Genomic DNA, 20,557 nt, shown 5'->3' on the forward strand with positions numbered 1-20,557 from the left:
AGTTTCTGTTCGTTTAGCGACCCCATTCCCCATCGGGTATTGGCGGAGGAGTTTCTTCAAGTCCATCTGATGAGTTGCTACCCCTATACGTTGCCGGGTCTACTGAGTCAGCGCACTCCGTAAAATCTTCCGGTTCCTGGAATTTTGCATTAGGGTCAATTTTAAGAGATGGGTCTGCATATACGCGTTTCATAAAGTAGGCCCATATAGGCAGTGCAGCTGCGGCACCTTGTCCCAGCCTGGTGGTACCGAAGCGTAGATACCGGTCATCGCAACCTACCCATGCACCAGCCAGTATCTGTGGGGTGTAGCCTATGAACCATGCATCAGCCTGGCTGTTCGTAGTACCTGTTTTACCTGCTATCTCGCTATTTATGTTATACCTGAACCTCATGCGCTTGGCTGTACCAAAGTCGACTACGCCCTGCATAAGACGCACCATTTTAAAGGCAGTGTATTTGTTGATGAGTTCTTTCTGAACCGGAATAAAGCTTTTCAACACGTTTCCATCTTTATCTTCAATTTTGGTGATGAACAGGGGTTGTGTATTGGTTCCGCCGGATGGGAACATAGTATAGGCACGAAGCATCTCGATCAGCGAAATATCAGGTACACCCAATGCCAGCGAAGGAACCTTATCGATATGGCTTTCTATACCACACTTATGAATAAAATCAGCAAAGGCATTGATGCCCACTTGCTTGATCAGGTATAGTGCGGCGTTGTTGATAGAGCCGGCCAGGGCCTGCTTCATGGTCAACGGACCTTTTTCAGAACCACCGGCGTCATAGTTCTCAATGGTAGGGAACGACTGAGGTGCAGTTGACAATATACCGCAGGGCGAAAATCCATTGTCAACTGCCAGGCAATACAGTAATGGCTTAATGGTAGAACCTACCTGGCGTTTGGTATTGATGTTGACGTGGTCATATTGATAATAAGTATGATTGATACCACCTACCCATGCCTTCACCTCACCTGTATAGGGGTTCATAGCCATAAAGCCTGCCTGCAGCATCATCTTCATGTATTTTATAGAGTCTACGGGTGTCATTACTGTATCAATCTCACCTGCTTTGTTCCATGCAAAAACGGTCATAGCTACAGGAGTTCTCATATCGCCCATTATCTGCTCGTGCGACTTGCCTTCTTCCTTTTGTACCTTATATCTTGGGGTGGCTTTTATGGCCATATCCAGGTATTGCTGGTATTCATTCCATATGCTGCCGTCGCTATATTTGCGCTGGCTGATGAATTCCTGTTGTAATTCTTTAATGTGTTCTGCAACAGCTTCTTCAGCATACTTCTGCATTTTTACATCCAGTGTAGTGTATATCTTCAGGCCGTCCTTATATATGTTATAGTTTGTTCCGTCCGGTTTTTTCAGGTCTTTGAATATCTTTTTCACTTCCAACTCCACCACCTGCCTGAAATATGGGGCAATACCATCATGGTGTGTCAGCTTTTTATAATCGAGCTTTATGGGCTTTTTCTTTATCTCGTGTGCATCTTTGATGGTCAGGTAGTCATACTTTGCCATCTGGTCTAAAACTGTATTGCGCCTGCGTAGCGCGTTCTTAGGGTTCAGGTGCGGGTTATAAAATGTACTGGCCTTAAGCATACCAATAATTACCGCAGCTTCTTCCACCTTCAGGTCTTTGGGTTGTTTATTAAAGAAGGTAAGAGAGGCATTCCTGATACCGTATACATTACTACCAAAAGGTACTGTGTTCAGGTAAAGGGTGATGATCTCATTTTTTGTCAGTTGTTTTTCCAGCTTAACAGCCATCACCCATTCTTTTAGTTTTTGAAGGATGGTCTTTAGTTTACTCCCTTTCTCCCTGGGGAAAAGGTTCTTGGCCAACTGTTGTGTTATGGTACTGCCACCGCCGTCTTTACCCAGGAATATTACAGCACGCAACACAGCACGTCCGTCAACACCGGAGTGCTCGTAGAACCTGGAATCCTCGGTGGCTATCAGTGCATTAAATACATTAGGTGAAATATCCTCGTATTTGGTTGCTGAGCGATCCTGCACATAATACCTGCCTATCAGTTCTCCATTGGTAGCATACAGGTCTGATGCCAGGGAGCTATTAGGATTTTCCAGTTCTCTCATAGACGGCATGTAGCCCATGAGCCCCATATTTATCAATAATATCAGCAACAGGAATACACTAATTCCCGAGGCGAATAATATCCACAGTATGGTTATTAACCTGCCCTTAAGGCTCTTTCCGTTTTTTGTTGCAGTCACTATCGGTTATTTATTCTGTCAGCAAAGCTAAAAATTAATACTATTCAGCTTATAAGCTACGACATTGTTTCTGAATTATTTAATTCGTCATCACCTGGTTGCACAAAGAAACTTATTGTGCGAATCGGGTTCAGAAAGCCTGCCAGCCTTGTTTTGAATGGTATCACTGTTTTTACCTTCGTTATGAACGATGCCAGGAAGCCGGATACTATTTTACGTTCTCCGTCATTCAACGGTTGCATTGCGTATTTCTGCTTCAGGTACACATTCATAAAGCTACCATAGTTAGTACCCATTTGCGGGTCGATGGTCTTAACGGCATATTGCATGGGTGTCTGGTTGCCCCTGAATATACCCACCTGGTGCAGGTAGAAGTTGGCAGCCCTGTATGCAAAGTATGACCTTGGCCCATCAGCCTTTGAGCGCCTCTGTCTTATAATATAATATGTATATACAATTGAAGGCAGGGCAAGGAGCAATATGATCAAAATACCCAATATAGTTCCAAGTACAAAAAGTATGTCATTAGCTGACATAGGTTTTTTCACCTGCTCTTTTTCCGGCTTCGTTTCCGGTTTCGATTTATCTACCCGTTTCAGGTACATTTCGTCTATCGGGGCGGGGGAAGGTATTCTTTTAGCCAGGGCATTGCCACTTTCGCCTTTGTGTTCCGGCATGTTCTTCAAAGCCAGTGCGTATGACACAGCCGTACCTTTGTCTCCTTTCTTCAGTTCGCTCAACAGCACATCTACACTATCTATATATATACCTGCCACTGACATGTCCATCTGCATATCTACCGCACTATCCAACTTATATTCCTTATCGTGAAATACAAGATGTTGTACATTCATTATCAATGACTTGTTGGCGGTATCTACACTTTTTATTTCACCGTCTGCTGCCAGCCATGCCCTTGGGGGCTGCATGGGTGGTGTGCCGTCGGGCTGCGGGCTTTGTTCTGCATCTTCGTTGCCAACAGTGGTGTCAAAATCCAACCAACCATACTCAGGAAAGAATACCTGTACCCAGGCATGTGCCTGATCGGCGTAGTACCAGTACCAGCCTTTGTTCTTATCGCTACGGTCAACGGTCATAAAACCTACCGTGATACGGGAGGGAATGCCCAATGCTCGCAACATAAAAAGGGTAGCGCCTGCATAATAAGCGCAATAGCCTTTTTTGTTCTCAAACAGAAAGTACATTAGTTTGGATGCACTCGGTATATCGGGTATACCGGGGTTGTCTGTATAAGTATAAATTTGTTTGCCATTCTCGTCTTTTGCCAGGAAGTAATCTCTTATAGCAAGTACCTTATCTACAGGTGTTTTGGCGTCTTTGGTTACCTCATGGGCCAGGTCACTTATTTTCCTGAACTTTTCATCGTCAGGCATATCTGTGTAGTACCTTAAGAATTTATTATCAATACCTTTGTAGTCATTGGCTTTACGTAATACTTCAAATCTGTTTTCCTGGAATTTACGTATTTGTTCATCCTGCGAGTTGTATACAAAGTAAGCGCTGTTAAGCTCTGATACATAGCCCTTTGCGCGGTATGCTGATATGAATTCGCTCCTGAAATCTTTCTCAATAGCCACTGGTTGGCAGAAGTAACCTACATTGGGTGCCACATAGGTTTTAGTGGATAACTGTTTATTATATACTTCTATATCTACCGTCTTCCTGAGTTTGGTTGCCAGGCTATTCTTTATCACAGATGAGTCAGTATCTGTAAAGAAAAGGGGCATCTTTCCCGGGTTGGGCTGGTACAGATCGTTAGAGGGTATCAGTGAGTCTCTTTCAAAAGTTTCGGTTAATGTGTCGAAATAGGTATAATAAAAAGCGGTCAGGTACAGCGGGTTAGGTATCTCGCTGTTAGGGAAGAAATTATCTATATGTGCGCAGAATAGTAATTCATTGCTCCTTCCCAGGTTACTGCGCAAGCGTGAGTACTCATTAATATCAAAGGTGCCATCCTTATTTTTCTTCAGCATGCTGTTCTCTCCACTTTTCCCTCCACCACCATAGTTGGCTACAGTCTCATTGATCTCTGCCCGCATCAGGTAGACAACGCCTCCGAACAAGAGTAAGGCCAACAGGCTGAATAATGCCAGGCGTCTGCTCATGAACCACCAGAATTTCTGTGATTTATCTTTATAACTGTATATCTGTTCTGCTGCATACAGGATGTAGACTGCGTACAGAACTGCCGGTGTAAAGTCACGGAGCAATTGATACGTATTGTCCATCTGTGTCTTGGCTATCAATAAGATATATGCTGATAGCAGAAGTGTTGCTGTAAATACCGACCAGTATCTGAGTCTTACAAAACCCCAGCCAAACATCCAGCCGGCCGTAGATAATATGGCGAATACCAGAAACTGTACCGAGATGAAAAAAGCATCAAATTCTCCTACAGCCATGTTGTCAAGACCCTGGTATATGAGGAACATCCCGAACATCCATAGTGCGAAAGTGGGGAGGAACCTGAAACGGAATGCATAGAATATAGCACTCACTGCCATGCCCGCTCCAAAATATATAGTTTGTTGTAATGCGTTAGCTCTTAAAAAGGAATAATACTCATTAGCATGCCATAGCAGGTAATAGCTGACAAATACCGTTGGTAATACCAGGAAGATCAGTTTGGCCAGTAATTCATTTACCGGCGTGGCTCTTTGTATATTCATATACTTGAAGCCTTAAATTTAGGATAAAATAATGCAGCCACATTGTTAAAAATATGGCCAGTTGTTACAATGTATTTAAATCTTATCTAATCTGAATTTATACTTGCCGTCAGATCTGTGAGCGGTGAACCTGATCTTATTATTGGTAATATTCGCATCTTCTCCAACCCAGTGAAAGTTGCTGCCTCGCCCCGGTGATTTGATGTCTATGATGATCGTATGGTTGCTCGTGTAATTCGTGTTGCCGTCATCATCGGTGCCGGTGCTGGTGCGTTGGGTAACGACATCATATTTGCCAAAATAGGTCACATTATTATTCTGGTCTATAAGTGCTGCTTCTTTTTGGTCATTCAGTTGCAGTATCATGTTGTTGTAATCCTGCGTAACATTTTCCGAACTCAGAAAGTCCTTATGTTTTGTGACCTTTTCAAATTTGTATTGACCGATTGCTTTTCTTTCTGCCTGTGTCAGGTTGGGATATTTGTTGCAGGCCCCGGTGGAAAGTATAATGCCTGCGCATAATATGTACAATAAGTTCCTCATGCAGGTAAACTTAATATAATAAATGTTAAAGAATCCTTACATGTCCACGTTTTCAGTTAATGCAATGCTAAAACAGGATTCGGGTAAATATAAGGACGAGAATATCGTGCAGCAGGCTTTGCTAACAGTTAACGTTAAATTACCCACACACCGGTATTATCCTTGTGTCAATTATTAAGAAAACGTTATCTTAGGCACGTTTTAAAAATATTTTACGTCAAATGATACAAGAAAAAGAAAGTCCGGTAAAGCTGGGGCATGCTGATCTGGATGAAAAAACTAAAAGCATGTTACAGAAATTCAAGATCGTTACCGTTATCGGTTCGGGTACAATGGGCAATGGTATTTGCCACGTATTAGCACAAAGTGGCTTCAATGTTCACATGATGGACATCAAACAGGAAGCTATGGACAGGGCGTTGGTGACCATTGGCAAAAATATGGATCGCCAGATCGCAAAAGAAAAACTGACGGAAGAACAGAAGAACGATGCGTTAAGCCGTATCGTTACCTACACAAACCTGGCAGAAGCTGTAAAAGACGCAGACCTGGTAATAGAAGCCGCTACTGAGAACATAGATCTGAAGACCAAGATTTTTGAAGACCTGGATAAACTTTGCCCAGAGCATACTATCCTGGCAACGAATACGTCATCTATTTCTATTACACGTATCGGTTCACACACAAAACGTCCCGGCCAGGTAATAGGTATGCACTTCATGAACCCTGTACCGGTAATGAAGCTGATAGAGATCATCAATGGTTATGCAACCACTGAAGAAGTGACACAGGTGATATATGACCTGTCTAAGTTCCTGGGCAAGGTACCTTGTGTGGTTCAGGATTACCCCGGTTTCGTTTCCAACCGTATCCTGATGCCACTGATCAACGAAGCTATCATTACATTACAGGAAGGTGTTGCTGGTGTAGAAGAGATAGATACGATCATGAAGCTGGGTATGGCACACCCGATGGGGCCATTGCAACTGGCAGACTTCATAGGCCTGGACACTTGTTATTCGATCATGAACGTATTGCATATGGGCTTTGGTAAGCAGAAATATGCGCCTGCTACACTGCTAGCCAATATGGTACAGGCTGGTTACCTGGGTGCTAAAAGCGGAGAGGGTTTCTATAAATACACTCCGGGCAGCAAAGATTTGGTTGTCAGCTCTCGTTTCCAGAACAAGAAGTGGTAATAATAACTTTAACAGGTATACACACTAAGCCATCCGTTTACGGGTGGCTTTTTTGTTATTCCTGATTAATTATTGTCAGTACAATAATGTGCATTAACTATTAGTTATAGTAGTGACCGCAGGGATTTTAATGTGTAGTGATCAAAGTTTGAACGGTGTTTTATTGTTATATTTATATATAATTCTGCCTGTATGCGCTTTGCCTGGCTTCTGAAAGAATATGTAGTAGTGCTGGGAGCATTTATAGTGTTTTCAGTTGTTGCCGGTAAAGCCGGTGCGCAAACGGTTTATTGCCCGCCTAACCTTGATTTTGAACTTGGCAATTTATCCAACTGGCAGTTTTTTGTGGGCAATTGCTGCCCTATTAGCGCTAATACAGCCACAGCTCCTTTGAACAACAGGCATGTATTGACGAGCGGCACTAATACAGACCCGTATGGTGGTTTCCCTATCGTTTCGCCGGGTGGTGGTTCTTATTCGTTAAAGCTGGGCAATACTAATGTAAACTCCCAGTCAGAAAAGGCCAGGTATTATATACATGTACCCAATACTTCGGGAGATTATATATTTCTTTACAGGTACGCCGTGGTGTTTGAAAACCCCGGGCATCAGCCGTCACAACAGCCGCGGTTTGAAGTGAATGCATATGATTCTGCAACCGGCGCGCCTGTGCCCTGCAACCAGTTCACCTATATTTCATCTGCCAGCCTGCCGGGTTTCCAGTTGTCGAATGTTGGGCGTAATGTATATTTCAAACCATGGACAACCGCCACGATCAACCTGACCGGGTATGCAGGCAAAACGGTTGCGCTGGATTTTGCATCAGGAGACTGTGCATTAGGGGCCCATTTCGGATATGGATACGTTGATATGGATTGTGGGCTGTTCCAGGTGAGGGGAGTATATTGTAATGGTGATACATCGCTTACGTTGAATGCTCCTCCCGGCTTCCAGTATTACCAGTGGATGGATTCCACATTCACACAAACAATAGGTACAACGCAATCTGTTGTTATTTCTAAAAATGGTGCCCACCCCAAATATGCCATAATAGTAACGCCATATAGCGGTTTTGGCTGTCCTGATACCTTTTTTACTACCTATGTTGAAGATACCGCGCAGGTTACGGCAACTGCTGTTTCGGATACAACGATATGCAAAAATAAATTTGCGATACTGAGTGCTACTGGCAGTAGTACCAATCCACCTGTCACTTTCAGCTGGTATCCCACAACAGGACTTACCTGCACTACTTGCAACAACCCTTTTGCGTCTCCACCGGATACTACCATTTATCATGTGATAGTGACGGACGCGTATGGATGTAAAGACACTGCAGATGTAGATGTAAACGTTTTGCCCGGTGCTGTAGCCGGTGCTGATACCGCAGGTTGTCCGGGAGACAGTCTGCAGCTTTCGGGTAAGGCAACGGGCGTCAGTTATCAATGGTATCCCACCACGGATATGACAGGTGCCAATACCTTGACGCCAAAAGTGAAACTAACAGTGAACAGGACCTATTACCTGGTAATGATCAATTCTGCAGGATGCAGGGATACGGATGCAATTAACGTCCAGGTACTTCCCGGTGTCACGGCTAATGCCGGTGCCAACCAGTCTGCCTGTCCCGGTGATTCGGTAACCTTGAATGGTAGTGTATCTTCAGGAGCTACTTATGTATGGACTCCCGGGACCGGGCTTAGTAGTACTACAATCCTCAATCCAAGGGCCATAACTAACTCCGGCAGTCCTTATGTACTGACAGCTTCTAATAGCTATGGTTGTAAGGAAGAGGATAGTGTGTATGCTTATGAGTTTACTGATCCTGATATTTCAGCAGGCAACGATACGAACGTTTGCCCGTTCGCGTATGTTCGTTTGGGTGTTAGCAGTCATGCATCAGTAGCGAGCTATCTGTGGTCCCCGGCTTATAAACTGCCATCTCGTACGATACAAAATCCATATGTCTGGGCAGATACTGAAGTTGTATATAAAGTAATAGTCCAGTCCACCGATGGTTGCCTGGATTCAGATGAGATAAAAGTAAGTGTTTACCCTAAACCGATAGCAGATGCCGGCCCGGATACGGGTGCCTGTATGGGGCAGACAGTACAGTTGTACGGTAACGGAGCAGGTGCGGGCGGTTTTTATTTCTGGTATCCGCAAACAGGTTTGTCAAACCCGGCCATACAGAATCCTGTTGCTACCGTGACCACCAATAAGACCTATGCACTGGTAGTAAGTAACACATATAGTTGTAAGGATACAGATGATGTTGCCCTGGCTGTATATCCAGACCCGGTTGCTGATGCCGGCCCAGATACATCCATTTGTATGTGGCAGGAAATTCAATTAAAAGGGAAGGGCGGTACTCTATACAGGTGGCAGCCGGCAACAGGACTGGATAATCCATATACAGATACACCGAAAGTATTTGTCACGGGTCCTGTTGCCTATCAACTAAAGGTTTACAATCAGTATGGTTGCAGCAGCACAGACAGTATCTATTTATCACTGAACCCGGATCCTGTTGCAAATGCAGGCCCGGATACTGCGGTATGTACAGGTACCTGGATGAACCTGAATGGTAGTGGTGGTGGTATCTATCATTGGTTCCCGGACTCTACGGTCAGCAATCCTTATGCTCCTAATCCCGTTGTATATGCCGGTACGAATAGTGTTTATTCCCTTGCTGTTTTCAATAGCCTGGGTTGTTCTGATACTGACCAGGTGATGGTGAACATTAAACCATTGCCCGTAGCAGATGCTGGACCGGACACAATAGCATGCCCGGGAACAGAGGTCAAGTTGAAAGGTAAAGGTGGCGGAACATATGTGTGGTCGCCTGCCGCCGGGTTGAGCGATCCTTCGGTGGCCAACCCGGTATTGTCACTCAACGGCAGGTCAGTGCTGGTATTAAAGGTCATCAGTAATGACAATTGTTCAGACCTGGACACCGTAGTAGTGGATACCTATCCTGCACCAGATGCGTTTGCGGGTAATGACACTACAGTTTGTCCCGGAGCAACTATTACACTGCATGGTTCGGGTGGCAAGGATTATGCTTGGTTCCCGGCGTATAAGTTATCCAGCAGGACAGCCAGCGAGCCATCTGCCACTATCGACTTTAATATCAGGTATGAATTGGTTATTGTCGATTCATTTGGGTGTAAGGATACCGCCTATGTAGCTATTGATACAATACCTGTGCAGTTTTCCGTGGACCAACCCGAAAGTGTATGTACCGGGCAGGAGGTGACTTTAAATGCCCATGGAGGTGATAAGTACACGTGGTGGCCCCAGGAACTGCTGGATAACAGCCATGTTGCCGATCCGGTAGCCAGGCCTTTGGTCAATACTGTTTTCGGTGTGCGGATAGAAGAACTGCTGTGTGGCAGGTTTGATACCATGTTTGTGAATACTGTTATTAAAAGGTTGCCATCGCTGGTGGCAGAGGCAGTGGATATGGACTGCGCACGGGATTATGGAGAATTGATGGCGTCAGGCGCGTCTGTTTATAAATGGTCGCCGCAGGATGGGCTTGATGATCCGGCATCAGCACATACGAAGGCACGTCCCGACAAGACAACTGAATATATACTTACCGGAACTGACTCAGCGGGTTGTACCGATACTACATCTGTGATACTGGAGGTATTACAGGGAGATGGGAGGCTGTATATTCCCGATGCGTTTACACCCAACGGCGATGGCATTAACGACTGTTACCGTGTACATGTTCCCGGAGATGTAACGGAGTTCGAATTTTCTATATATAATCGCTGGGGAGAGCGCGTATTTCATGCCACAGAACGCGAACACTGCTGGGATGGAAACTATAAAGGTATTCCTGCCGAATTATCAACCTACTTTTATTACTACAAGGCCAGATCTTCTGTATGCGGTTATGTCTTCAGGAAAGGCGATATGCATCTGATCAGGTAATGTCCAAAAGTTTAATGACATTATGATTTTTTTGTAATTATTTATATTTTGTGAGGGTAAGACATTATCCCACAAATAAATAGATAGTATGAAAAAAGTATTCAAGTGGTTGGGTATCATAGTTCTGTTGATAGTAATACTGGCAGTTGCAGGTATCGGCTATTTGAAAACAGCATTGCCCAATGTAGGAGCTGCACCGATTCTAAATATTGAGCGAACTCCTGAACGAATAGCCAGAGGTAAATACCTGGCCAACTCGGTAGCTGTTTGTATGGACTGCCATTCATCAAGAGACTGGTCTAAGTTTGCTGCACCATTGGTACCTGGTACAGAAGGTGCCGGTGGCGAGAAGTTCGGCCGCGAACTGGGATTTCCCGGTGAGTATTATTCAAGAAATATTACACCTCACGGCATTGGCTCATGGACTGATGGTGAGTTGTACCGCCTCATTACTACTGGTGTACGGAATGACGGCGAGCCAATCTTTCCCGTTATGCCATACCACTATTATGGTAGAATGGCTGATGAAGATATCTATTCGATCATAGCTTATATACGTACGTTGCCCTCGATCGACAATGATGTTCCGGAAAGGGTAGTAGATTTCCCGTTCTCTCTTATTATGAGAACCATTCCTGTAAAAGGGACCCCGGCACAGGAAGTTCCACAACCATCGAATGCAGTTGAATATGGCAAATACCTGGTAAATGCTGCTGCCTGCCGTGAGTGCCACACTCCGGAGGAAAAAGGACAAGTAATACCTGAACTGGAATTTGGTGGTGGCAGGGTATTTGAACTACCCGGTGGAACACTCAGATCACCGAATATTACACCGCATGCCACAGGCCTTGGTAACTGGACCCCAGAACAGTTTGTTGCCCGTTTTAAATTATACCAGGATTCGGCATATAGGTCACCACATATTGATTTTATGCATGAATTTAATTCCATTATGCCCTGGATGATGTACAGCACAATGACTGACCAGGACCTGTCAGCAATATTTCAGTACCTGAAAACCATCAAGCCTATTGAAAATCAACCTGTAAAATGGACGCCAAGGTCTTAAACAATTGATCTTTATAATAAAAAAGACGCAGTATTACTGCGTCTTTTTTTATTTAAATGAATGTTCTGATTAGTTCACTACCAGCTTCAGGTTAATGTATTGTTGGGTAGCTGAGCTGATCGTTATGTAATACATGCCCGGTTGAACATTATCAAGGTCAAGTATTACATTGTTTTCCCCGTTAATAGTATTAACTGTCTTGTTTTTAACCGTCCTGCCCGAAATATCAGTCAGCCTGATATCCGTGGCAATAGATGAGCTGCTGAAATATTTCAGCATAACCTGGTCATGCGCAGGGTTAGGATACATACTCACGTATTCTCTAGCTACATCATTGATGCCTGTTGACGCACATCCCGGATCTGCGTTGATACCTACTGTAGCGCTGAAAGAAGCACTACAACCGTTAGAGTCAGTTATGGTTACGGAATATACACCTGGTTGAGTAACGGTGATATTCTGTGAACTGCCTCCGTTGCCCGACCATACATATTTGTATTGACTCGCTCCGAAGTTTGACGTCCCGATCTGTGTACTGTCAAATATAAGATCCACTTTACCAACATTCTTACAAATATCTGTAGGCGTAAGCGTTGCGCTGATGATTGAACTCAGGCATGATCTTGATGATACATTGTTCCTGATCACATCACCCGGCAGCGGGCCAAAACCATTGGCCAGGTCAATACCTCTTGAAACGAGGTGACAGTAGCTCATAATCGTACCTTTCCATGCACTGGTTGAAGCTGAGTTGCTGTAGGTGCTGCCGCATGTACTGCAACCAGCGCCGCTTTCCTGTTTGTAGCAATTATCTATTGAGCCACAAGCACCACCCGTGCCGGTTTTCCAGCCACACCAGTGTGTATGCCTTGAACCCAGGTTATGCCCCATTTCATGGGTCACCATCTGTACGTCCCATGAGTAAGAGGGGAGACTGCCATACGATCCGTTAATGTCGCCGTAAGCATAAGTCCTGTTCCTGTTACAAAGCACATCCAGCCAAGCAATACCACCATTGCCGGCATCATCTTTGGCAAGCAGCATGGCTATGTCGCCGTCAAAATTATTGCCCTTTGCATTCCAGGCACTGGTAAAGTCATTCAGGCCATCGCTGGAAGTTGCATCGCCATATCCATCAGGAATAGTCCATACGTACGTTGACTTCAGCTCTATAGCTACACGTTCGTTCCTGTACAAGGTCTGCACCTGGTTGAACAGGCCTGAGGTGTAAGCGCCCGTTAGCAGGGTACTCTTTTGCTTGCTGGTATACAACTGGTAGTCCAGCTCCCAGTAGATGCTCACCTTATTACACATGTAAGCAGCTGTGGTCTTACCACCATCTGTCGGGTTGTCCGACTCTTCTTCTATCGCATAATCAACCGTTCCGCAGCTGATAGGCGGAGTTACGGTAAAGTCCTTATCATTATACAATACATATTTGCCACTGTTGTCTTCCAGTTCGCCTACTACAAAGTTGCCGTCTTCGTTAGCAAACAAGATCATTACGTCACCATTAGCAAAAATACTGGCTGCAGCGATAGACCTGTTATACCCATTTACTGCACCCTGGTAGTGTACACCCTTGTCGTAGTTGAATTTGTGTTTGCCTGTTGCGTCTATGTAACCAATATCAGCATTATCGGCATAAGGATTACTCCTCATCATTTCCAGGTTATAGGCTATACCTTTTTCTGTGGTCAGTTGTAATGTTATCGCATACGGATGTGTTTCGTATACTTCCTTAATTGCCGCTTTATCGGGCATTAATAATGTTTCCTCTGCAAGTTCCTTGTGTTTTTCACCGTTTGTTTCTGAGAATAATTGCACGGGCATGAAGCTTACTCCCCTTTTATGTGCTTCCTGAACATCCCTGTAAAGTGCATCCTGCGCCTGCACCGTTCCTGCTAATAATAACAGCAGAAACACAATCACGTTTTGTTTTTTGAACATTTATATATATTTAATGTGAAATTTGTCCTGTCAAATATAACCATATTTTAATTCACTCAACGTTACATAAGTAACACATGATAGTATTATGACAAATACATTAAAAAAGCCTCCGTGAGCGGAGGCTTGCATATATACAGAGGATAAAATTTAAATAAAATGCCGGGCTTTGGTAAGATCATCACAAAAAACCAAAGACAAACACCCCGGCAGTATCTTTTAGATATTTACTGCCAGTACAAAGCATGTAAGCATGGCTGTAAATACAATGATTTTTTGAATGGCTTCTTTCTTAACAATAGCGTTTGTGTAAGTTGCCTGGTTGGCCGGTGCGGTAGTGAAAGTAACTTGTTGCATGATCTTGTGTTTTTTGTTTGTTTTGATTTGTTTGTTTGCTTGTTGTGTGTTTTTCTTTTTTGTTTTGAAACGCCCTTTGTCGACCGTTCTTTATTTTTGTGTTTTGAATGTCGCGGGGTGTGTTACTTCCGTTGACAATACAAAGATGCAACACGGACACCCCCGTTTCCAAAAAAACGGCTTTGGTTAACGCCTTGTTTGGAAGCGCTTAACAGGGCAGAATGTTAACGGTTAACCAGCTATTAAGAAATAAAGCAGGGTGTATTACACGGGGTGTTTCGATGAAATGCCCTACAGTAAAGGGCCTCAGGCTGCAACTGCCTGGTTGCTGTGCGCAGATACTTCTTTACTGTTTTTAATAATATAGTATCCGGCAAATATGAAGCACAAACCTACGAACTCTGTAATATATAATACTTCAACATGGCCGGCTTTTGCTGAGGAACCTCCGATGCCTGGGAGAAAGCCGCCTATAGCAATAAATACATTGCCCCAGAAACGGTGTTTGAAGTTCCTGTCTTGTGCATATATATAAGCAGAATAGACTGCGCCACCTACCAGGAAGGCAAAAGCATATATATTAATGAACGGTGTGATGTACCTGATAAATGTCCACTCCAGTATTTTGCCATCCAGCTTGGGATGTGGACCATCCTTAAGAGGTGATAGTATAACGAGTATAGATGATATAACGATACTTGCTGTTAATATGATAGAAAGCGTATTGGCAGTTTTGCGCTTCATCAGCAGGTGTACCGTTCCCTGTGCCAGCGGAGCACCACCCAGGAAGGCACCGAATATGTACCATGCTTTGAAGTTGGCAGGTGAGTAGCCCATAAGGGTATTGATACTCTCCGTCACTGTTCCCGCGCCATAAAAGAACACACCCAACATCCACCAGAAAATATACAAAGAGCTCTTGTTGCGGCTCCAATGCTTATATAACAACAGGAAAAAATATAAAGAAAATACAGTTGTTGCTATGGGTATATAATTTACTATCTGCACACCTCTTTCAATTTATGTGCAAAGTTATTCCCATATCCGGGCGTTATGTCACGATACTGTCAGGTATTATCAGAACTTGAAGTTGTAGGTAATGCTGGGTAGTATCGGGAAGATAGAAACCTGTTTTACCGTGGCATCCACACCTTCATTCAGGTCTCCTTTGGTATCAACGTACAGGAAGTAGGGGTTTTGCCTGCTGTATACGTTATATACAGAGAATGCCCAGCTGCTCTCCCAGCGTTTATTCTTGCGTTTTTGCTTTTGAGGTGTCAGCACCGCAGACAGGTCGAGCCTGTGGTAGGCAAACAAGCGGTATGCATTCAGGTTACTGTATTCCGGCACAATGTTCTGGCTGACGAAGTAATAGTTGGTGGGCAGCGTAATGGCATTACCTGAACCATAAACAAAAACGGTAGAGAAGGTCCATTTTTTACTGGCTTCATAAGAAGCTACTAAAGACAGGTCGTGCCTGCGGTCGTATTTGGCAGGGTAGCGGTTGCCATTATTCAGGTCGGGGAATTTGCGGTAGGTCCAGGCAAGTGTATATCCTATCCAGCCCGTAAATTTACCTTTGGTCTTATTGATGAAGAATTCTGCGCCATAGGCCTGCCCCTTGCCGAATACAAAGTCCAGTTCCGGGTCTTGTATCGTATTAGGCACGTAGCCTGACCGATATTCTACCTGGTTCTTCATGTCTTTATAATATACTTCTATTGAAGTCTCCAGGTTGTTGTCGAAGAAATTACGGAAATAGCCCATAGAATACTGCCATGCCTGTTGCGGCTTTACTATCAATGTACTGGGTACCCAAAGGTCGGTAGGCAGGGTACTGCCGTTATTGCTCACTAAATGTATGTACTGGTAGGTTTTGGTAACACTTGCTTTTATAGAGGACTTGTCACTCAGTTCAAAGCGCATATTCAGCCTGGGCTCCCATCCGCCGTATGTTTTTACTATGTCCCCCTTGTTGTATACAGTACTGTCGGTATGCTTGCCGTTCAGGTCGTTGGTATATATTGTATAAGGGCCAATCTGACCAAACCATGAATAACGGATTCCTGCATTTACTTTCAGCCAGCTAAAGGGGTCAAATTCATCCATAATGTAAGCGCCTGCTTCGTGCGCGTATTTTATTAATGCATTATTGGGTGTAAGCTCTACCTGGCCTGAACTGCCGGATACCTGGTTGGGAACGAACTTGTGGTGGGTATAGGCAAGTCCTGTTTTAAAGTTATGATTGAAAGCAGAGAAATAATCCAGGTCTACTTTAGCGTTGTAATCTCTTACCCCCGAACCTATCTTAACATCAAAATCTCCCTGGTTGGCACCAAACGAGAATTGGTAGTCGTTATACACAGCTGTAGTGTTCAGAAAAAGCCTGTTGCTGAACAGGTGGTTCCAGCGTATGGTCGCGGTACTGTTACCCCACGGGATATCCGCATTGAAATTACCACTGCCGCTACCGAATTTAAATTTATCCCTGCCAAAGTAGCCGCTCATATATACGCGGTCTTTATCGGTCATTTTGTAGTTGGCCTTCAGGTTAGCGTCGTAAAAAAAGTAACCGGATTTAGAGAAGGCACTTCCTTTTTTTACGAACGGCCTGATCAGTGCATCAACGTATGTCCTTCTTCCCGAAAGCATGAAAGAACCTTTCTCTTTCTTAATAGGCCCTTCTACTGTCAGTCTCGAGGCTATCAGGCCGATACCACCTTCGGCATGGTATTCTTTCATATTACCTTCTTTCATCGAGACGTCTACTACAGAAGATAAGCGTCCGCCATACTTGGCGGGCATGCCGCCTTTTATCAGTGTAACATTATTCAGCGCGTCTGTATTGAAAACGGAAAAGAATCCGAACAGGTGGCCGGTATTATATACTACTGCATCATCCAGCAGTATCAGGTTCTGGTCAGGTCCGCCGCCACGCACATAAAAACCTGAGTTGCCTTCGCCTGCCGATTGTACGCCGGGCATCAATTGCAGCACTTTCAATATGTCGCTTTCGCCGAATATAACCGGCAGCTTCTTTACTTTTTGTGCTGACAAGGATATGGTACCCATTTGTGTACCGTTGATATTCTTATCCTGCCTTTCTGAGGTTATCTCTACTTCGTCTAATGTATTCTCATTCTTCAATTCTACATTATACACTTTGCTTTCCACCAGGTTCATGGTTTCAGTACGTGTACCAAAACCAATATAGGAAAAGACAATTGTATAACTGCCGGCAGGCATAGAGATGGAATAGAATCCATATTCATTGGTTGATGTACCTATACCCAGTTCTTTTACAAATACAGTAGCTGATATCAAAGCCTCGCTGCTACGTGCATCGCGCATATATCCGCTAAGCGTGAGTTTTTTTTGTGCAAACAAGCTGACCGGTGATAGCATGAGCAGAAACACCAGGGTAAATAATAGTCTATCGTATTTCATTGAATCTGGGGCAGAAATTCGTTTCAAATAACAAAATATTCTGTCAAATATAAGGGATATAGGATGAATAATAATAAAGTAACTGTCTGCTATTGAATGAGATATGTTACATATATATTATGCGTCACGAGGTCTTTTTATAATTGAGTATCGCCCAGCCGTTGAAGAACAGGGCCATGCCTGCTACGATAATAAGGTGCATCCTGATGTCTTTGAGTCCACTGCCTTTCAGTACGATCATCCTCAATACTTCAATGAAGTAGGTTACAGGGTTTATGCGCGCTATCCATTGCGCCCATTGCGGCATACTGTCTACTGAGGTAAACAGGCCCCCCATCAGGATAAATATCATCATAAAGAAAAAGGCCAGTGACATGGCTTGCTGTTGTGTGTTGGAATAGGTAGATATCAAAAGACCTATGCCCAGTTGTGCAATAAGGTAGACCGCCAGGAACCCATACATAAGTAATATGGAACCCGCCGGTACTATATGGTAAACAAGCCTGGCTACACCAAACAGCCCAACAGTGAAAACGAACATACCTATCAGCCAGAAAGGTATAAGCTTGCCCAAAATAAAGATGTGTTTTTTGATCGGTGTTACGTTTATCTGTTCTATAGTACCCACTTCTTTTTCTTTCACAATATTCAATGCACACATGTATGAGCCGATCATAGTAACTAATATCACCAGTATGCCGGGCACCATAAAGAAGGGGTAGTTGAGTAAGGGATTGAACCAGTTGATAGCCGCGACTTCAATAGTAGGTGCAGGCGGAACACTTTGTTCGGGTATCCAGTCTGTACGTATATCGCCATTATAGTCAGCAATGATGCGTGAAAGGTAGGCACTGCCCACCAGAGCTTTGGTGCCGTTTATTGAGTTAGCTGCCAGTAGCAGGTGTGCATCATTTTCTACCACCAGTTGTTTCTCAAAATCAGCTGGTATCTCCAGTATCAGGTCCGACTTGTCCTTCTGAAATTGCTGAAAAGACTCATCATATGAATTGCTGAAATCGTTTAGCCTGAAATAGCCCGAAGCCAGTATCTTATTGGTCAACTTTTGAGAGTAGGGCGAATGGTCATGGTCAACAATAGAAATGTTGATATTCTTTATCTCATAATCTGCCGCCAATGGCATCACCAATAGTTGTACAATAGGCAAGGCAATGATCATCCTCAGGATAGTTGTATTCCTGAATATCTGCCTGAATTCTTTTCTTAACAGGAATTTTAGTGTCCTCATGCCAGCCTGTTTTTAAATTTTTTAATACTCAATACCAGCAGGAATGTCGTCATACCTGCCAGTATCAATGTTTCTTTCCATATGGCTCCTATGCCCAATCCTTTCAGCATTACCGATTTGATGATAATGTAATACCATTTGGAGGGTACGATGTTTGCGATGATTTGTAATGGTACAGGCATATTCTCCAACGGGAACATAAAGCCTGATAATAGTATCGTAGGTAACAGCATACCCATCAGTGATATCAGCATTGCCGTTTGTTGGCTGGCTGTTACGTTCGATATAAGTAACCCTAACGATAAGGCGCAGAGTATCAGCAACGAACTCTCAAAATACAATAACACGATACTGCCATGTATGGGCAATCCTGCAAGGGTAGTACTCATAACCAGTATTACGGTCAGGTTAATGATAGATAACACGAAGTAGGGTACCGCTTTAGCTATCACTACCATAATAGGTTTGAAGGGAGATACCAGCAATATCTCCATCGTTCCGTTCTCTTTCTCTTTCACAATCGATACCGATGTCATCAAAACACAAACCAACAGCAGTACCAATGCCATCACACCAGGTACAAAATTGTATACGCCTTTCAGCTCCGGGTTATATATCATCCGGATATCAGTATGTATCTGCATTGGGGGACGCCTGTCGTTCATCAGCTCCTGTTGGTAGCTCATAATGATATTGGTGGCGTAGTTGGTGAGTGTGTTGGCCGTATTAGGGTCTGATGCATCGGCTATTATCTGTACCTGTGCTTTGTTCTCGTGCATCAGGTCTTCATTAAAGTTGGCAGGGAATACAATAGCCAGTTTTATTTTTCCTGATTTGAAAGCGTCTTCTATCTCGTAATGGTTCATCAGGTTCTGCTCCAGCACAAAGTTGTCGCTTACGGCTATCTTGTCGATAATGCGGTGAGATGCTATGTCATTGGCGTAATCGCATACCACTATTTTTGAATTCTTGATCTCATTGGTCAGCGCAAACCCGAATAGTATGATCTGGGCTATAGGCATACCAAAGAGCAGCAACAATGTTTTCGGATCGCGAAAAACATGGTAGAACTCCTTTCGTACAAATATCATGAACTGTTTCATTCCTAATCAGCTTTACGTTGTGCGCCCCTGGCCAACTCAAAGAACACTTCGTCCATTGTTTCGGCAGAGAATTGTTTTTTCAGGTTGGTAGGGGTATCCAGTGCTTTTATTACACCGTCCACCATCATCGATATCCTGTTGCAGTATTCCGCTTCATCCATATAGTGGGTAGTCACGAATACGGTAATACCCCTGTCGGCAGCGCTGTATATCATATCCCAGAACTGCCTGCGCGTTACAGGGTCTACGCCACCGGTCGGTTCGTCCAGGAAAACAATAGCCGGATCGTGGATGATAGCTACAGAAAAAGCCAGTTTTTGTTTCCAGCCTAATGGCAATGAGCTCACCAGTTGGTTGGCAACCTTTTCTAATCCCAGTGTCTCAACCAGGTGTTTACTTTTCTCTTTTATCTCTTTCGCGCTCAATCCGTATATCCCGCCAAAGAAACGTATGTTCTCCCTTACGGTCAGATCCTCGTATAGTGAGAACTTCTGGCTCATATAGCCTATGTTCTTTTTTATCTCTTCGGTCTCTTTATATACGTCAAATCCTGCTATGGTTGCCTCGCCCGATGATGGTATAGACAGCCCGCAGAGCATTCGCATGGCTGTTGTCTTCCCCGCGCCGTTTGCTCCCAGGAAACCGAATATCTCTCCCTTATACACATCGAACGTTATCTCATTCGTGGCGATGAAATTCCCGAACTTCTTGGTCAGTTTATTCGTTTTGATCACTACTTCCTCTGTCATTG

At 44.0% G+C, this 20,557-nt stretch carries 13 protein-coding genes; 3 read left to right on the forward strand and 10 right to left on the reverse strand.

Annotated features, from left to right (window positions below; translation table 11 throughout):
• Positions 1–13 precede the first annotated feature (13 nt).
• The 3 genes from H6550_07915 to H6550_07925 all read right to left on the reverse strand — a co-directional run bounded on the left by H6550_07915 (position 14) and on the right by H6550_07925 (position 5,490).
• Positions 14–2,257, reverse strand: coding sequence for a transglycosylase domain-containing protein (locus H6550_07915; protein ID MCB9046051.1), 2,244 nt, complete (start codon positions 2,255–2,257; stop codon positions 14–16).
• A gap of 56 nt (positions 2,258–2,313) precedes the next feature.
• On the reverse strand, positions 2,314–4,947 hold the full coding sequence (locus H6550_07920) for a hypothetical protein (GenBank protein ID MCB9046052.1): 2,634 nt from the start codon (positions 4,945–4,947) through the stop codon (positions 2,314–2,316).
• 75 nt (positions 4,948–5,022) lie between these two features.
• On the reverse strand, positions 5,023–5,490 hold the full coding sequence (locus H6550_07925) for a hypothetical protein (GenBank protein ID MCB9046053.1): 468 nt from the start codon (positions 5,488–5,490) through the stop codon (positions 5,023–5,025).
• Between the two features lie 287 nt (positions 5,491–5,777).
• On the opposite strand from H6550_07925, the gene H6550_07930 reads away from it, so the two are divergent.
• From H6550_07930 to H6550_07940, 3 genes are all read left to right on the forward strand, one after another.
• Entirely contained in the window at positions 5,778–6,689 is a 912-nt protein-coding gene (locus tag H6550_07930; GenBank protein ID MCB9046054.1) for a 3-hydroxybutyryl-CoA dehydrogenase, read from the forward strand.
• Between the two features lie 192 nt (positions 6,690–6,881).
• A complete protein-coding gene (locus H6550_07935) occupies positions 6,882–10,634 on the forward strand; it encodes a gliding motility-associated C-terminal domain-containing protein (GenBank protein MCB9046055.1) in 3,753 nt (1,250 codons plus the stop codon).
• Positions 10,635–10,722: 88 nt separating this feature from the next.
• Complete coding sequence (locus tag H6550_07940; GenBank protein ID MCB9046056.1) at positions 10,723–11,703, forward strand: c-type cytochrome; 981 nt, start codon at positions 10,723–10,725, stop codon at positions 11,701–11,703.
• A gap of 69 nt (positions 11,704–11,772) precedes the next feature.
• Here H6550_07940 and H6550_07945 read toward each other — a convergent pair whose 3' ends face one another.
• From H6550_07945 to H6550_07975, 7 genes are all read right to left on the reverse strand, one after another.
• A complete protein-coding gene (locus H6550_07945; GenBank protein ID MCB9046057.1) occupies positions 11,773–13,653 on the reverse strand; it encodes a T9SS type A sorting domain-containing protein in 1,881 nt (626 codons plus the stop codon).
• 219 nt (positions 13,654–13,872) lie between these two features.
• On the reverse strand, positions 13,873–14,010 hold the full coding sequence (locus tag H6550_07950) for a hypothetical protein (GenBank protein ID MCB9046058.1): 138 nt from the start codon (positions 14,008–14,010) through the stop codon (positions 13,873–13,875).
• A 306-nt stretch (positions 14,011–14,316) separates the two neighbouring features.
• Complete coding sequence (locus H6550_07955) at positions 14,317–15,018, reverse strand: hypothetical protein (protein MCB9046059.1); 702 nt, start codon at positions 15,016–15,018, stop codon at positions 14,317–14,319.
• A 69-nt stretch (positions 15,019–15,087) separates the two neighbouring features.
• On the reverse strand, positions 15,088–17,457 hold the full coding sequence (locus H6550_07960) for a TonB-dependent receptor (GenBank protein MCB9046060.1): 2,370 nt from the start codon (positions 17,455–17,457) through the stop codon (positions 15,088–15,090).
• Between the two features lie 124 nt (positions 17,458–17,581).
• Complete coding sequence (locus tag H6550_07965; protein ID MCB9046061.1) at positions 17,582–18,703, reverse strand: ABC transporter permease; 1,122 nt, start codon at positions 18,701–18,703, stop codon at positions 17,582–17,584.
• Complete coding sequence (locus H6550_07970; protein ID MCB9046062.1) at positions 18,700–19,806, reverse strand: ABC transporter permease; 1,107 nt, start codon at positions 19,804–19,806, stop codon at positions 18,700–18,702. The genes H6550_07965 and H6550_07970 overlap by 4 nt, the downstream gene beginning before the upstream one ends.
• A 2-nt stretch (positions 19,807–19,808) precedes the next feature.
• Positions 19,809–20,555 (reverse strand): ABC transporter ATP-binding protein, encoded by a 747-nt coding sequence (locus H6550_07975; protein MCB9046063.1) that lies wholly within the window; start codon positions 20,553–20,555, stop codon positions 19,809–19,811.
• Positions 20,556–20,557: the final 2 nt, after the last annotated feature.

Source organism: Chitinophagales bacterium (assembly GCA_020636495.1).
Lineage (GTDB): Bacteria > Bacteroidota > Bacteroidia > Chitinophagales > Chitinophagaceae > UBA5543.